The organism is Kitasatospora sp. NPDC059812, from assembly GCF_042732075.1.
In the GTDB taxonomy this organism is placed as follows: Bacteria; Actinomycetota; Actinomycetes; order Streptomycetales; family Streptomycetaceae; genus Kitasatospora.
The window spans coordinates 48,246-62,892 of sequence record NZ_JBHWIO010000002.1; the positions used below are offsets into that span (position 1 = coordinate 48,246).

Below are 14,647 nucleotides of genomic sequence, written 5' to 3' on the forward strand. Positions count from 1 at the left end.
GGCTGCGAGCGCGCGCGCGGGCGCGCGCGGGGGGGGGGGGGGGGGGGGGGGGGGGCGGGGCCGGGGGGGGGGGGCGCCCCCCGCCCCCCCCCCCCCCGGGCGGGGTTACCAGGTGTCGATGCCCATCTTCTTGGCCGCGTCGTGGACGGCCTTGTAGTGGGCGTGCGACATGCCGGACTGCTTGTCCTTCTCGGGCAGGTTCTTGTCCGCCGCGCGGAACTCGTCGCGGGCCTCGGCGAGCAGGCTCGTGCCGTAGGAGACGGGGACGTCCTTGACGCCGTGGGACGGGTGGGTCTTCTCGGCGGTCTTGCTGCCCGCCTTGATCAGGATGTCGCGGGCCTTGTTGAAGTCGTCGGCCTTGACCGTCTTCGGGTTGCTGAGCTGCGCCTGCACCCGGGCCGTCGGCTGGGCCGGCGTGGTGTCTGCGGCCATGGCGGGAGCGGCAGCGGCGACGCCGAGGGCGCCGACGGCGGCGACTGCCACGAGGGCGTTCCGGAGGGTCCTGTTCATGGATATCGATCCCTTCGCAATGTCTAAGCATCAGTGCCCGCACCGGACTTGAGGTCCGTGGGAGTGCGAACTCCTCGGCACTACCCCGGCCCTCCTCGGCGGCAAACCGGCGTCGGGTCGGGGGCGGTTGGGGAGCGGTGGGATCAGGCCGTCTTATGAAAATGGGGTTATCGGACTGCTGGGTTAGTAGGGACGGAAGGGGCTCAAGGGGACGGCCAGGGCGGGCCGTTCGACGAACGGCCCGCCAGTTGCGGTGGATCAGACGTCGAACTCTCCGGCGCGGATGGCGGAGACGAGGTCGCGCCATTCGGTGGGGGTGAGTTGGGCGATGGCGTCGGGTAGAAGAGTGCTGCGGATGTATATGACATCGGGACCTATGGCCACCTCAGGGCAGGAGTTGCCGTCTGCGCAGGCCTTGGGGCGCTTCCAGTGGAGGGTCTTCATGGCTTAGATCTCTTTCTTGATAAGCCTGATGGCATCACGAGACTGGCTCTCGGTGAGAGACCGCTCGGCCATCGTGTCAATGATGTGGCGGTAGTTCTCCAAGTGCTTCTGCTCATGCAGGAACGCCGGGCCGCCAACTGCGTCGAGCTGGACGGTGTCCAAGCGGGGAACTGGCCCCTTCGCGTAGAAGATGCCTTGGCCCGCACCAATGAACCCATTGGCGCTGAAGGTGATCACTCGAAGCGCCACGTGCGGAAGTTCTGAGTACTCAAGCAGCTTGTCCAGCTGGTGTTTTGCGGCATCGCGGCCACCGAACAGCATGCGCAGGGCGGCTTCGTGAACCAGCGCCGAGTACGGTTGAGCACCTTCGCCCATCAGTAGTGCCGAGCGCTGAAGTCGGTGCTCGACACGTGCTTCGAGGAGTCGAGGCGGAAGCGTCGGGTAGACGTCCTTGAAGATCGCTCTCCCGTACTCCTCTGTCTGCATAGCGCCGGGAATGTGCGAGATCTGATAGGTGAGCATTCCCCTGGCGAAGTACTCCATCTCGGCGATGTTGAGGAAGCCAGGCGGTACGGACCCTCGGTAGTCCTCCCACCAACCCTTGTGGCGTTCCTCGGCCATGGCCGCGAGCGCTTCCACGAAGGCGTGATCGCCCTCCTCGTAGTCGCAGGCGAGCATGCGTACCCGCTCGGCGCTGATCGGGTACTGCCCCTTCTCGATCTGCGTGATCTTCGGTCGGGCGAATCCGAACAGCGCGGCGGCTTCGGCGGTTGTGCGGCCCGCGCAGTCGCGCATCTTCCGCAGCTCGGTGCCTACTCGTTCCTGCCTGGCCGACGGGGTGGTTCGTGGTGGCATGCCCCCAAGCATCCATCGCGATCCCGCGAAGGGTCCAGCAATCCATCGATCGAGTGAAGAGTGGGGTAGAAGTACCCGTACATGTACCACCAGTGCCCTACAGTCGGTGATGCACCGATCACCGAACCGGGCGTCAGTGGCCCGCTCGGCATTTCCCCTTCACCTCTCCGGGAGATCCCTGTGCGTAACCTCAACTCCCCCTCCCTCACCCTCGCTCGCGACACCCTCCGCGACGGCATGACCCGCGTCGGCTGGTCGTCCTCCTCCATCGCGGACGCCGAGCTCGCCCTCGTCGAACTGATCGTCAACGCCTGGCGTCACGGCGAGACGACCTCCCCCGTCGTCCTCATCCACTTCCTCTCCAATACTCTCCGCGTCACCGTCGCGGACCGCTCCTCCGCCCTCCCCGAGCAGCGAACGCCCTGCCCGCTCGCCGAGTCCGGCCGGGGCCTCCAGCTGGTCACCGGCCTCACCCACCGCTGGGGCGTCGACCCCCTGAAGCTGGGCAAAATCGTTTGGTTCGAGCTGGACGGTGTCGCGTGATCGCCCACCACCCCATCCACCCGGCCGATCCGGCGCTGCACCACCTCACGGCCCGCCAGATCACCGGACTCATCGTCGAACTCCGGACCGAAGGTCGCGAGTTCGGGCTCCTGTGGCCCTCCGCCCAGCCCGGCGAGACCAACCTCAACGGCCGCGCCCTCGTCTCCCTCGGCAACATCCCGGCGAGCACCCTCATCAACCTCCTCGCCCTCCTCCGCGAGTACAAGCGCGAGCGGGACCGCCGCCGATGCTAGGTCTCCTGACCTTCAACCTCCTGGCCGCCCTCCTCGGCGCCCTCTGCGAAACCCGCGCTCGTCACCTCCACGACCGCACGGTCACCCGCGCAGTGCTTGCCGAGTGCCAAGCCTGCGATGCCGCACGGCACTTCGCGGTTCCGACGTGCGAGTTCAGTCGGCAGGTAGCCTCCGGGTGGTGAGCACCGATTTTCAGCAGGCCCGGCTGTCCCTCGGTGTGCGGCTACGGGAGTTGCGCACCGAGGCGGGCGTGAACGGCCGCGACCTCGCCGGACGACTGGGCTGGCCGGCGTCGAAGATTTCGAAGCTGGAGAACGGCAAGCAGACGGCCACTCCCGCAGATCTCCAGGCGTGGGCCGAAGCGTTGGGGCGTCCGGAGGTCGCTGCCGAGTTGAAAGGCAGGCTGCAAGGCCTGGAGTCCCGCTATCGGGGATGGAAGCGGGTGCTGGCCGGCGGGCACCGGGTGCGCGAGGAAGCCGGAGTCAGGCACGGCCGGGAGGCGGCGGTGACCACCGGCTACGAACCTGCCATCATCCCGGGCATTTTCCAGATCGCGGAATACGCCCGCCACGTCCTGACTCACGCAACCGATCTGGACGACGGGCCACGTGACATCGAGGAAGGAGTATGTGCCAGGCTGAAGCGTCAGGAGTCCCTCTACCAGCGAGGGAAGCGCTTCCGCTTCATCATGTCCGAGGCCGCACTGTACGTGCAGATCTGTCCGCCCGACATTCTCGCCGCTCAACTCGATCGACTGGGTGGCCTGCTGGGGCTCGACACGGTTGAGGTGGGGATCGTTCCGCTGGGGGCTCCGGTGACAGTCATTCCCAAGCACGGTTTCTGGATCTACGACGACAGGCTCGCGATCGTCGAGACGTGGAACGCTGAGCTGTGGCTCGATGAACCCGCCGACATCGCGCTGTACCGGAAGGTCTGGGGAAAGCTGCACGATGCTGCGGTGTGCGGCCCCGCAGCACACCGGCTGATCGCCCGTGCGCGCTCGACGCTGGCACTGGCAGCCACCTGAGAAACCTGCGGAAGCCTCGCCGCGCACAGGAGAAATACGGAGAAATGCCGCTCACGCCAGCAAGGTTGGGCCTCTACCGTGCTGGACAGGACCTTGCCGGCACCCGAATGACCGGCACCGATCGAGAGGAGCCGGAATGGGCGAGCACGGAGACGGCAAGGGTGGCGAGGACGGGGACAAGAAGCAGTCCCCGAAGGAGTCCGACGGTCAGTGGACCAAGCCCGTGACGCCGCCGAAGAAGTGAGCGCTAACTGATGGACGACTACGCACAGTTGCTGACCCGAATGGAATCAGCGGGGGCACTGGGCGAGGGGTGGCGGGGCGCGTTCGAGCGTGCCCCGCGCTCTTCCTTCGTCCCGGACTCCGTCTGGGCCCCGGACGGCGACAGGCCGACCGGCTACGGCCTGATCACCCGGACCGACCACCCGGACGCCTGGTGGGCGCTGGTGAACGCCGACGAGGTGGTGGTCACCCAGATCGATGACGGCCTGGATACCGGGCCGGGCATCGCCACCTCCTCGGCCTCCATGCCGTCCCTCGTCGCGCGGATGCTCCGGCACCTGGACGTGGTCGACGGGAACACCGTGCTCGACATCGGCACCGGCACCGGATGGACGAGCGCGCTCCTCTCCGCCAGGCTCGGCGACGCCCACGTGACCACCGTGGAGGTGGATCGAGCGGTCGCCGCCGCAGCGGCCCGACGACTCACCGCAGCAGGCTTCCACCCCAGTTGCTCGACCGGCGACGGCCTCGAAGGCCAGCCCCTCCGGGCGCCTTACGATCGCGTCCATTCCACGGCGGCGGTTCGCCGACTGCCGCGTGCCTGGCTCGAACAGACCCGCCCCGGCGGCGTGATCGTCACCCCCTGGGGCACGCCCTACGCCAACGCCGGACTCCTGCGCCTGGTGGTCGGCGGTCCGGGGGAGCCCTCCCACGGCAGGTTCGTGGACAACGTCAGCTTCATGTGGGTCCGCAGCCAGCGCCCCCACCCGGTGACCGAACCGACCGACCGGCCGATCCACCGGGGCTCGTCGCCGATCGACCCGGAGCTGGCGCTGGAGAACGTGGACGTGGCGTTCGCCATCGGCCTCCGGGTGCCCGGCGTTCGGTATCACCACACCTGGGACGACACGGACCCCGGCGGCACCTACCGCATGCAGCTCTCCGACGGCGTCGGCTCCTGGGCGTCCGTCCGCCACCACGACTGGGGCGCCGCCGACGCCGTCCAGCAGGCCGGGCCCCGCCGCCTGTGGGACGAGATCGTCCGCGCCCGCCGGGGATGGCTGGCCGACGGCGAACCGGACCTCACCCGCTTCGGCGTGACGATGACGCCGACCGGTGAACAGCACGTGTGGCTCGACGAGCCCGGCAAGCTGATCGGATGACCCGGCCGCGAAGCTTCAAGCGACTGACCTGAGTCCCCGCGCAGGAAGTCGGCCGGTCCGACTTCCTGCGCACAGCCTTCAGAATCCCGGCCGCATCCTGGCCGCCCTTCTCGGCGCCTTTTGTGAAGCTCGCCCGCGCGGTGGAACCGGCGGCGGGCGCAGACGGTCACCTTCGGTGTGACCTCGAACGAATCGCAGACCGATCCCGTCCGCCCCCACGTCAGCCGCAGGCGCATGCTGCTGGGCGTCGCCGGTGTGGCGGGGGCCGCCGTCACCGTCGGGGGCATCGGCTGGTGGGCGCGGCGGGACGCCGACACCGGCCACCGCGTCTGGAGCAGGACCGGTACCGGCAGCCGGGTCGCCCTGTCGGCCACCCCGCAGCCCGACCTCTACGTCGCGGACTTCGACGGCACGGTCAGCGCCCTCGACCTGCGGACCGGCACCCCGCGCTGGAGCGCCAAGGTCACCTCGCACAATCCCGCCGACAGCAACTTCGGCTGGCCGATCGCCGCAGGCGACGGACTGGTCTGCGTGACCACCGACTCCCACGTCCACGCCCTGGACGCCGCGTCCGGAGCCGTCCGATGGGCCGTGCCCGCGCCGGGGGGCTACCTGTCCGGATGGACGGACGGCCCCACCGTCAGCGGGGACGTGTTCGTGACCTGCGACGGCCGCGTCCACTCCTACGACGCGGCGACCGGCGAGGCCCGGTGGGCCGGCCCGCTGGAGGCCGCCTGCGGGCCGGCGATCGCGGGCGGCACCGTGTACCTCGCCGCCCCCGCAGGCGGGATCTCCGCCCTCGACGCGAAGACTTGTGAGCGGCGCTGGGAGCAGCCCGCCGTCGGCAAGCTCGTCGACCGGCCCGTGGTCCACGAGGGCGTCCTCTACCTGTCCACTTCCGCTGCCTCCGCCCCGACCGGCGCCACTTCGACCGCCTCTGCCTCGACCGGTGCCGCCTCGACCGTCTCCGCCCTGGACGCGGCGACCGGCCGGGTGCTCTGGCAGCGTGACGATCTCGGCCACCCCGGTGTCCGGCCCGCCCCGGTCGCCGACGGGACGCTCTGCCTCCTCGACAACGACCGGGTCGTCGCCGTGGAGGCGAGTACGGGCCGCAGCCGGTGGACCTCCTCGGTGCCGGACGGCCTGGGCCGGGGCATGAGCACCATGGCCGTCGCCGACGGCCGGGTCTACGTGGCGCTGAACGACGGTCGGCTGCACACCCTCGACCTGGCCACCGGCCGGCTTCAATGGCAGGACGATCCGGCCAAGTTCGGCACCGAGTACACCGGGCTCTCGCTGACGGCCTTCGGCGGCGTCGCCTACCGCGGCAGCCGGGCAGGCCTCTACGCGGCGGGCATACCCGCGGCCTGACCACCGCGCGAGGTCTCGGCGCGGCAGGGCACCGCGCGGTGCGCCTTCAGGCAGCGGGCACTGCCCGTACGGACCTGGCGCCCGGGCCGACGCCACCGATATCCAGGAGAGTGAGCTTTCGAGTCGAGAGGGGGACGATGCACGCCCACGACAGGACCAAGGGTGCCGCCGGCAAGGCCCGCACGCCGGCCCGCACTTCGGAGCCGGCGACCAGGAACCCGAACCGGGCGCAGGCCGCCGCCCAGTCGCTGCTCGGCCTCCAGAGCAGCCACGGCAACGCGGCCGTCGTGCAGATGCTCCGCGCGACCGGGATCCAGCGCGCGGCCGACCAGAACCGGCCCATGATCAATCACCAGAACCCGGACGACGACTGGGAGGCCGACAACACCGCGCCCGCGCGTACGGACGGTCTCGTGCTCAGCGGTCACGGCGCCTGGGAGGCCGCGAACGGCACCTTCCGGGTGCCCGCGGGGACGAGGGTGCACTTCTACACGCAGCACGGGATGGTCCTCCCCGACGACCTGGGCGGGCAGGTGGAGAACGGCGCCAACCGGGGCGGCAGCGTGGAACAGGGGCAGGACCGTGGCGCCACGCGCACCGTGGTGGGCGGGCGGAGCCTGCAGAACTACACCATCTCCTACCCCAGCGGCCTCACCATCCGGGGAAACCCGGCGATCGCCAGCCCGGTGGGCGGCGGGTACGACGTCGAACTCGACCCGGGGACGCCAGCCGCCGCCGTCATCAACGTCGCCACGCTGACCGACCCCCAACTCGCGGGCCGCTCGATCGTCTTCGACGGCGACGTGCTGCTGAGCGACATCCTGCGGCCCGGCATGGGCGACGTGCACTTCGCCGCCTGTCGCTTTGTCGAGACCAACAGGCCCGGGACGCGCAACCAGGGCCGTCCTCAGGGCTACAACGGCCCCGGCGACCCCGGCGAGGCCGGCGGCCTCTACAACCCCTGACCCGCCCGGCCTCCAACGCTCCGGGCTCCGCGCTTCAGGCTCCGCGCTCCGCGCTCTGCGCAGGAAGTCGGCCCACCCGACTTCCTGCGCAAGGGGCGCCGCCCGGGGCAGGGCTCAACCGGCCACGCGCACCACGTACTTGCCGGTGGCCCGACCCTCCGCCATGGCATCGTGCGCGGCGGGGACGGCGGTCAGGCCGGGGACTTCGGTGACCGGCAGCGTGAGGTCACCGGCGGCGAGCAGGTCGAGGACCGTGCGGATGGCTCGGGCCAGCCGCTCGGGGGCGGTGGCGGCCAGGGCGCGGTGGCTGAAGCCGGTGACGGTGAGGTTCCCGGCCATCAGGCGGCCGAGCGGCGGGAGGTCGGCGACGGCGCCGCCGCCCGCGTTGCCGAAGAGGACGATCCGGCCGTTGGGCGCGGTGAGTTCGAGGTCGAGCTCCAGGGCCTCGGTGCCCAGCGGGTCCAGCACGAGGTCGACGCCCCGGCCGCCGGTCGCGGCCCGGACGGCCTCCGGCAGCGCCTCGTCGCGGGCGAAGGCGTGGTCGTAGCCGGAGGCGACGGCGGCCGCCGCCTTCTCCGGTCGGCCCACCGTGCCGATCAGTCGACCGCCACCCCCGATCAGCGGGACCAGTTGGGCGACGGCGTGGCCGATCCCGCCGCCGGCCGAGTGCACCAGGACGGTGTCCCCGGCGGTGAGCCGGCCGGCGTCGGTGAGCAGCAGCACGGCGGTGGCCAGGCCCAGCGGGGCGGCGGCGGCCTCGCGCAGCGCCAGCCCGTCCGGGACGGGCACGGTGAGCGCGGCCTCGGCGAGCACCACCTCGGCCAGGCCGCCGCCGACGGGCGCGGCCGCCACCCGGTCGCCCACCGCCAGTCCGGTGACGCCCTCGCCGACCGCCCGGACGGTGCCGGCCACCTCCTTGCCCGGCCGGTACGGCCAGGCGGTGACGTAGCCGGCGTCGCCCCGGCGGCCCATCACGTCGACGAAGTTCAGCCCGGCGTAGGCGACGTCGACCGCAACCTGGCCGGGGCCGGGGCTCGGGGCCTCGACCTCCCGGATCTCCGTGTGCTCGGCCCCACCGGGTGCGGTCATCACCAGTGCGCGCATGTCGGTCCCCCTCGACTACGATGTTCGACGAACGGCGAAATTGACGTGAGGCAGTGGTACCACGCAGTTTCGATGATTGTCGAACATCGCAGATCAGGCGCAGATCAGATGTTGATCAGAAGTGGATCAGACGCGGATCAGACGCAGGTCAAACGCAGATCAGAGAGGTCGGATCATGCCCCGCAGCACCCGGCGCCGACCGGCGCTCACCCACCCCGCGACCGGGGAGATCGACCTGCTCGACGTCCTGCACGCGCTCTCCGACCCCACCCGGATGACCATCGTGCGCATCCTGCGCGCCGAACCCGAGCGGGCCTGCGGCACCTTCCCGGTGGACGTCGCCCCCTCCACCCTCAGCCACCACTTCAAGGTGCTGCGCGAGTCCGGCCTGATCCACCAGCGCGAGGAGGCCAACCGCAAGTTCTCCGCCCTGCGCGCCGTCGACCTGGAACAGCGCTTCCCCGGCCTCCTCGACACCATCCTCGCCGCCCACGCGCGGGCCGAAGCCGACGTACAGGCCGAGCCCCACGCGCAGGCCGAGACCTACGCGCGGGCCGAAACCCGCGCGTAGGCAGCCGCCCGCGCGCAGCGGCGCGGCCCGCTCAGCGCAGGCGCGAGGAGGACAGGATCGACGCCAGGTGCGCCACCACCATGCCCCAGGTGATCACCGCGATCCCCGCGACCGCCGCCCGCGTCGCGTCCAGGTTGCCGAGCGCCGCGTCCACCGCGGCCGCCGCGAGCAGCACCAGGGAGGCCTCGATGCCGTTCGTCACCCGGTGGATCTTGAACACCGAGGCGAGCCGGCGCGCGGTCGCGATGCCCTGCGAGCGCGGCTGGGTGGACTCCTCGTCCGCCGGGGCCTGCCCGCTGCGGGCCCGGGCCACGTCCACCAGGTCCGTCGAGGCCTTGAGCAGCACCACGCCCAGCGCGGCCGCCAGGCCCACCGACACCCACAGCTCCGACCCGCCCCGGGCCGCCCGCACGCCCGCGCCGATCATCAGCGCCGCGTCCGCCAGATAGGCGCCGAGCCGGTCCACGTAGACCCCGACCATGCTGAACTGGCGCTTCCAGCGCGCCACTTCGCCGTCGACGCAGTCGAAGAGCAGGAACAGCTGGAACAGCACCGCCGCCAGCACGGCGCCGGTCAGACCGGGGATCAGCAGGGCCGCCCCGCCGCCGACCCCGCAGACCACCATCACCCAGGTGAGGGTGTTCGGCGACACCGAGGTGCGCACCAACTGCCGGGTCGTGCGCAGCGAGATGCGGCGCATGTACAGCCGTCCCGCCCAGTGCTCACCGTTGCGGCTCTGCAGCTTGGCCTGCGGCTGGCACACCTCGCGCAAGTCCGCGAGCGCCGGAGCAGCCACCATGACGACATCCCTCCACCTGTCCCGAAACGATCACCACAGGCTACGGCCTCCCGGGCGCCGCCCCGACCGGCCCTTCGTGGCCGTCCGGAGAGGGGGGAGCCAGCTGCCGGGCGGCCCCGGGAGGAAAACCGGTGGGCCGCCGGAGGGCCCCGGGGCTAGGCTTCGCGGGTTCGCCGGAACCGGAAGCCCCGGCCCCGATCACCCGCCCCCGCAAGCCGGTTGACGTTGACGTGGTCCGGAGCGCAACGAGGAGTGCTGATCATGGTGACCACAGGCGGCGCGGTGCACAGCCCGGGCCTGACCGAACTGCTGGCCGGCCACCGGCCGCAGGGCCCGACGGAGACCGCCGACCACGAGCGCGTCCGCCACCTCACCGGGGCCGCCGACGCCTGGGACCGCGGGACGCCGCTGCACTTCACCGCCTCCGCGCTGATCGTCCACCCGCCGACCCGGCGCGTCCTCCTGCGCTGGCACGTCCGCCAGCAGGCCTGGCTCCAGGTCGGCGGCCACGGCGACCCGGGGGAGACCCGGCCGCTGGACATCGCGCTGCGCGAAGGCCTGGAGGAGACCGGGCTCACCGACCTCACCCCGTGGCCCGACGCCGCCCTCGTCCACCTCGCCCTCGTCCACCTCGCCGTCGTGCCCGTCCCGGCCTCGCCCGCCGAACCGGCCCACGAACACGCCGACCTGCGCTTCCTGCTGGCCACCGGCACCCCGGAGCGGGCGCGGCCGGAGAACCCCGCCGCCCCGCTGGAGTGGCTGACCATCGCCGAGGCCCGGCAGCGGACCACCGAGGAGAACCTCCGCGAAACGCTCGACCGGGCCGGCCGCCTGCTCGACGCCCCCGCCTGACCTTCCGAACCCCGCTGGAGCACACCCGGATGCACACCGACCAGACCCTCATCTTCGACGCCGACGACACGCTCTGGGAGAACAACGTCCTCTTCGAGCGCGTCATCGACGGCTTCCTGGACTGGGTCGCCGCCCCGGCCGACCGCGACCGCGCCAGGGCCGTCCTCGACGAGATCGAAGCCGCCAACTCCGCCGCCCTCGGCTACGGCGCCGCCGTGTTCCGGCAGAGCCTCGCCGACTGCCTGCGGCGGCTGAACGGCGACCGCACCCCCACCCCGGCCGAAGAAGCCCGGATCGACGGCCTCCTCACTCCGCTCAGCAGCCGCGAGATCGAGCTGATCCCCGGCGTCGCCGACACCCTCGCCGACCTCGCCGGACGCCACCACCTGCTGCTGCTCACCAAGGGCGACCTCGACGAGCAGCAGCGCAAGGTGACGGCCTCCACGATCGACCACCACTTCCGCGGCGTCCACATCGTGGCCGAGAAGTCGGCGGACACCTACCGGCGGCTCGGCGCCGAGCTCGGCCTCGACCCCGACCGGACCTGGATGATCGGCAACTCGCCCAAGTCCGACATCGCCCCGGCCCGCCGGGCCGGCCTGCGCACGGTCTTCATCCCGCACCAGCACACCTGGGTCCTGGAACACCAGGACCTCGGCCCCGACGAGGCGACCCTGCAACTGGCGGCCTTCCCCGAACTGCTGCGGCACTTCTGACGCAGGCCGGCGGGGTCAGCGGCCTCGGCGAGATCGGCGGGTTCGGCGGCGGTGTTCACAACGCGAGGCTCACAGCGCGAGCGCCGCCGCCGTCGGCGCCGGTGCGCCACCCCGGTGCAGCCAGGCCCGCTCCGCGGCCGTCCACGTGCTCGTCGTCACCAGGTGGAGCGCCGCGGCCACCGGCACCAGCATCGCGAACAGCACCGACCCGAAGGACAGGTAAGGCAGCAGCCCCGCCCCCGGCTGAGGGGTCGGCTGCGCGGCCGCCGCCCGCCTGGCCCGGCGGAAGTTGACGTACCCGACCGCCGCCAGCCCGGCGTACAGCAGGCCGAACACCGCCAACTGCCCGGCGCCGTGCGCGCTCCCGACGTGCAGGCCGAGCGGCACGCCGAACAGGGTGTGGTCCAGCAGGCCGTTCGGGGTGGTGAACAGGCGGTACATCACCGAGAAGAACGGAACCTGCACCAGCATCGGCAGGCACCCCGCGAACGGCGAAGCCCGCTCCTCCCGGTACAACTCGGCGAGCGCCTCCCGCAGCTTCTCCGGGCGGTCCTTGAACCTCCGGTTCACCTCGGCGACCTTCGGCACCAGCCGCGCCCGCGACTTCTCCCCCCGCGCCGCCGCGCGCGCGAAGGGATGCAACGCCAGCCGGACGGCGACGGTGAACAGGACGATCGCCAGCGCGGTCGGCAGTACCTGGGCCAGCGCGGCGACGGCGGCATGGGCGACGGCGACGGCCGGGTCGAGAACAGCGAGAACGGACATGGTGGAGCGAGCCCTCCGGGGGTCTCGGAAAACGAGTGGTCGACGGAGGACGGCCGCGTGGAACGGCGGAAGACGACGAAGCTACGCGGCCGCCGGGGCCGCACCCGGCGCCCTCGGGCGTCGCCTGCCCCGGGCATCGGGATCGCGCTGCGGGAGGAAGGCCGTACGGAACGCGCGCCGCCGCAGCACCCCGCTGCGCACCGCCGTGGGCGCCCGTGCGCCCAGCAGCCGCGCCCCCGCCAGCGTGCCCGCGACCGCACCGGCCAGCAGCGCCACGGCGGCGACCGCCGCCACCGACGCGACCGTCCCGCCCTCGGTCACCAGCTCCCCGGTCAGCACCCGGAGCAGCCCGAGGAGCATCGCGACGACGGTCATGCGCTGCTCCTCCTTCGACGTGACGGGCTTGGGGCCCCACGGACTCGGGGGACTTCAGACGTTCAGGACGATCGCCGAGCCCGCCGAGTTCCCGCCCGGCGCGGAATTCCCGTGGCGCACCCGCCGCGCCGGGGTGCTTCGCGAAGCGGTGCAGGGGCGTAGCCGCAGGTGCTACACGGGGCTACCGTGGAGGGATGAAGACGATTACCCAGCGGGAGTTCCGGAACAACTCCGCCGCGGTGATGGATGCGGTGGAGGCCGGGGAGACCTTCCACATCACCAGGAACGGGGTCGAGGTCGCGGAGCTGCGACCGGTGTCCGGACGGCGGCGGCTCACGGCGGAGGAGCTGGTGGCGCGGCACGTGAAGCTGCCGCGGGTGGACTACCAGCAGATGCGCAAGGAGGCCGAGGAGTACCTCGGGCCGGAGGAGCTGGTGGGCGACGAGGGCGACGACCCGTTCGAGCGGCGGCGTGGCTGAGCGCAGACGGGCAGTCCGGCGGCGGCCGGCCGGGGTGCTCGACACCTGTGTCTACATCGATCTGGCCCTGCTCTCCCCGGCGAGCCTGCCGGCCGTGCCGGAGCTGACCGCGATCACCTTCGCGGAGCTGCAACAGGGCGTGTCGATGGCCCGCGACGCGGTCAGCCGGGCGGCCCGGCTGGAGGTGCTGGGCGCGGCGATGGCCGACTTCGACCCGCTGCCCTTCGACGCGGCGGCGGCCGCCCGCTACGGCACGCTGGTGACCCTCACCATCGCGGCCGGCCGGCAGCCGCGTCCGCGCCGGATCGACCTGATGATCGCGGCCGTGGCCTCGGCCCACGGACTGCCGCTGTACACGCGCAACGTCGCGGACTTCCGGGGCCTGGGCTCGGCGGTGGAGGTCATCGGGGTGTGACGGCCGCCGCTCTTCGCGCTGGTGGCCTGCCGCCCCTTCGGCTGATCATCTAAGCAGCTTAGAAGTGGAATTGAGGGGGCGGCAGGCCCGGAAGCCGCTCAGCCCAGGCGGACCGTGGTGCCCGTGGCGGCGGAGGCCCGGGCGGCCTCCAGGACGGCCAGGGTGGCCACCGCGTCGCGCGGGTCGACCGGGGGCGGGGTGCCCGGGGAGGCCAGGGCGGCGGCGATGCCCGCGTAGAAGGCGGGGTAGTCGCCCGGTTCGGTGGGCAGCGCGATCGAGGACTCGTCGGTGCCGAGGGTGCCGTACTGCGAGGGCTGGTCGGCACCCCACGGGCGGGCGCCGTCCGGTCGGTGCCCGGCCCGCAGCTCCGCCTCCTGCGGGTCCATGCCGGGCTTGACGTACCCGGCGGCGTCGCCGAGCACCCGCAGCCGGGGGCCGATCAGCGGGGTGATGGCGCTGGTCCACAGGTGCGAGCGGGTGCCGGAGGCGTGCGTGAGGGCGAGGAAGGCGTCGTCGTCGACGACCGCGCCGTCCCGGCGCACGTCGACCTCCGCGTACACCGTCTCCACCGGGCCGAACAGCGTCAGCGCCTGGTCCACCAGGTGGCTGCCCAGGTCGTACAGCGTGCCGCCGACCTCCGCCGGGTCGGCGAGCTCACGCCAGCCGGGCTTGGGCTTCGGGCGGAACCGCTCGAAACGGGACTCGAAGCGGTGCACCCGGCCGAGCGCGCCGCCCCGGACCAGCCGGGCGGCGGTCAGGAAGTCGCCGTCCCAGCGCCGGTTCTGGAACACGGAGAGCAGGGTGCCCCGGGCCTCGGCGAGCTGGCACAGCTCCAGCGCCTCGGCGGCGGTGCCGGCCAGCGGCTTGTCGACGACGGTGGCCAGCCCGGCGCGCAGGGCGGCGCGGGCGAGCGGGGCGTGGGTGCGGTTGGGCGAGGCGACGACGACGAGGTCGAGCGCGTCCGGGTCGGCGAGCAGCTGCTCGGGGGTGTCGACGGCGCGGGCGCCGGGGTGCTCGCGGCGCAGCTGCTCGCGGCGCTCGGGGCTGGCGGTGACCACGGCGTCCAACCGCAGCCCCGGCGTGGTGGCGATGAGCGGGGCGTGGAAGGCGGAGCCGGCCAGGCCGTAGCCGATCAGGCCGACGCGGAACGGGCGGTCCGGGGAGGACGAGGGGGTCGAGGCGCTCATGCGCCCACTCAATCACGAGGCGCCCGGTTG

At 72.3% G+C, this 14,647-nt stretch carries 19 protein-coding genes; 11 read left to right on the forward strand and 8 right to left on the reverse strand.

The features are described from left to right. Positions 1-105: 105 nt before the first annotated feature. The 3 genes from ACFV6D_RS01305 to ACFV6D_RS01315 form a co-directional block, all read right to left on the reverse strand. Entirely contained in the window at positions 106-510 is a 405-nt protein-coding gene (locus tag ACFV6D_RS01305) for a hypothetical protein (protein ID WP_371518744.1), read from the reverse strand. A 258-nt stretch (positions 511-768) separates the two neighbouring features. After that, positions 769-954, reverse strand: coding sequence for a DUF397 domain-containing protein (locus ACFV6D_RS01310; RefSeq protein WP_380557490.1), 186 nt, complete (start codon positions 952-954; stop codon positions 769-771). Positions 955-957: 3 nt separating this feature from the next. After that, positions 958-1,809 carry a helix-turn-helix domain-containing protein gene (locus tag ACFV6D_RS01315; protein WP_380557493.1) on the reverse strand — a complete coding sequence of 284 codons (852 nt, stop codon included), beginning with the start codon at positions 1,807-1,809 and terminating at the stop codon, positions 958-960. Positions 1,810-1,989: 180 nt separating this feature from the next. Between ACFV6D_RS01315 and ACFV6D_RS01320 the strand changes: the two genes are divergently transcribed. From ACFV6D_RS01320 to ACFV6D_RS01345, 6 genes are all read left to right on the forward strand, one after another. Continuing rightward, positions 1,990-2,352, forward strand: coding sequence for an ATP-binding protein (locus ACFV6D_RS01320; protein ID WP_380557496.1), 363 nt, complete (start codon positions 1,990-1,992; stop codon positions 2,350-2,352). After that, complete coding sequence (locus tag ACFV6D_RS01325) at positions 2,349-2,606, forward strand: hypothetical protein (RefSeq protein WP_063349240.1); 258 nt, start codon at positions 2,349-2,351, stop codon at positions 2,604-2,606. The genes ACFV6D_RS01320 and ACFV6D_RS01325 overlap by 4 nt, the downstream gene beginning before the upstream one ends. A 178-nt stretch (positions 2,607-2,784) precedes the next feature. Then, positions 2,785-3,633, forward strand: a complete 849-nt coding sequence (locus ACFV6D_RS01330) for a helix-turn-helix transcriptional regulator (protein ID WP_063351379.1) — start codon at positions 2,785-2,787, stop codon at positions 3,631-3,633. A 254-nt stretch (positions 3,634-3,887) separates the two neighbouring features. Further along, entirely contained in the window at positions 3,888-5,018 is a 1,131-nt protein-coding gene (locus tag ACFV6D_RS01335) for a methyltransferase domain-containing protein (protein ID WP_380335097.1), read from the forward strand. Positions 5,019-5,195: 177 nt separating this feature from the next. Beyond that, positions 5,196-6,389, forward strand: a complete 1,194-nt coding sequence (locus tag ACFV6D_RS01340) for a PQQ-binding-like beta-propeller repeat protein (RefSeq protein ID WP_380335094.1) — start codon at positions 5,196-5,198, stop codon at positions 6,387-6,389. A 137-nt stretch (positions 6,390-6,526) separates the two neighbouring features. Continuing rightward, positions 6,527-7,354 (forward strand): putative adhesin, encoded by an 828-nt coding sequence (locus tag ACFV6D_RS01345; RefSeq protein ID WP_380335092.1) that lies wholly within the window; start codon positions 6,527-6,529, stop codon positions 7,352-7,354. A 114-nt stretch (positions 7,355-7,468) separates the two neighbouring features. Here the strand turns inward: ACFV6D_RS01345 and ACFV6D_RS01350 are convergent, their stop codons facing one another. Then, positions 7,469-8,458: a zinc-binding alcohol dehydrogenase family protein gene (locus ACFV6D_RS01350; RefSeq protein WP_380557499.1), complete on the reverse strand. Its 990-nt coding sequence runs from the start codon at positions 8,456-8,458 to the stop codon at positions 7,469-7,471. A 175-nt stretch (positions 8,459-8,633) separates the two neighbouring features. Here ACFV6D_RS01350 and ACFV6D_RS01355 point away from each other — a divergent pair, with 175 nt between their 5' ends. Then, positions 8,634-9,029, forward strand: a complete 396-nt coding sequence (locus ACFV6D_RS01355) for an ArsR/SmtB family transcription factor (RefSeq protein ID WP_380335086.1) — start codon at positions 8,634-8,636, stop codon at positions 9,027-9,029. Between the two features lie 31 nt (positions 9,030-9,060). On the opposite strand, the gene ACFV6D_RS01360 is transcribed toward ACFV6D_RS01355, so the two are convergent. Beyond that, on the reverse strand, positions 9,061-9,828 hold the full coding sequence (locus ACFV6D_RS01360; RefSeq protein ID WP_380557502.1) for a CDP-alcohol phosphatidyltransferase family protein: 768 nt from the start codon (positions 9,826-9,828) through the stop codon (positions 9,061-9,063). A 261-nt stretch (positions 9,829-10,089) separates the two neighbouring features. On the opposite strand from ACFV6D_RS01360, the gene ACFV6D_RS01365 reads away from it, so the two are divergent. Beyond that, a complete protein-coding gene (locus ACFV6D_RS01365; protein ID WP_380557505.1) occupies positions 10,090-10,680 on the forward strand; it encodes an NUDIX hydrolase in 591 nt (196 codons plus the stop codon). A 29-nt stretch (positions 10,681-10,709) separates the two neighbouring features. Next, a complete protein-coding gene (locus tag ACFV6D_RS01370; protein WP_380557508.1) occupies positions 10,710-11,396 on the forward strand; it encodes an HAD family hydrolase in 687 nt (228 codons plus the stop codon). A gap of 69 nt (positions 11,397-11,465) precedes the next feature. Here the strand turns inward: ACFV6D_RS01370 and ACFV6D_RS01375 are convergent, their stop codons facing one another. Next, positions 11,466-12,161, reverse strand: coding sequence for a YidC/Oxa1 family membrane protein insertase (locus tag ACFV6D_RS01375; RefSeq protein WP_380557511.1), 696 nt, complete (start codon positions 12,159-12,161; stop codon positions 11,466-11,468). 81 nt (positions 12,162-12,242) lie between these two features. Further along, positions 12,243-12,536: a DUF6412 domain-containing protein gene (locus ACFV6D_RS01380; protein WP_063349248.1), complete on the reverse strand. Its 294-nt coding sequence runs from the start codon at positions 12,534-12,536 to the stop codon at positions 12,243-12,245. 194 nt (positions 12,537-12,730) lie between these two features. Here ACFV6D_RS01380 and ACFV6D_RS01385 point away from each other — a divergent pair, with 194 nt between their 5' ends. Both ACFV6D_RS01385 and ACFV6D_RS01390 read left to right on the forward strand, forming a co-directional pair. Next, complete coding sequence (locus ACFV6D_RS01385) at positions 12,731-13,015, forward strand: type II toxin-antitoxin system Phd/YefM family antitoxin (protein WP_371518778.1); 285 nt, start codon at positions 12,731-12,733, stop codon at positions 13,013-13,015. Continuing rightward, a complete protein-coding gene (locus tag ACFV6D_RS01390) occupies positions 13,008-13,430 on the forward strand; it encodes a type II toxin-antitoxin system VapC family toxin (RefSeq protein WP_380557514.1) in 423 nt (140 codons plus the stop codon). The genes ACFV6D_RS01385 and ACFV6D_RS01390 overlap by 8 nt, the downstream gene beginning before the upstream one ends. 98 nt (positions 13,431-13,528) lie before the next feature. Here ACFV6D_RS01390 and ACFV6D_RS01395 read toward each other — a convergent pair whose 3' ends face one another. Continuing rightward, positions 13,529-14,617 (reverse strand): Gfo/Idh/MocA family oxidoreductase, encoded by a 1,089-nt coding sequence (locus tag ACFV6D_RS01395; RefSeq protein ID WP_380335070.1) that lies wholly within the window; start codon positions 14,615-14,617, stop codon positions 13,529-13,531. Positions 14,618-14,647 lie beyond the last annotated feature (30 nt).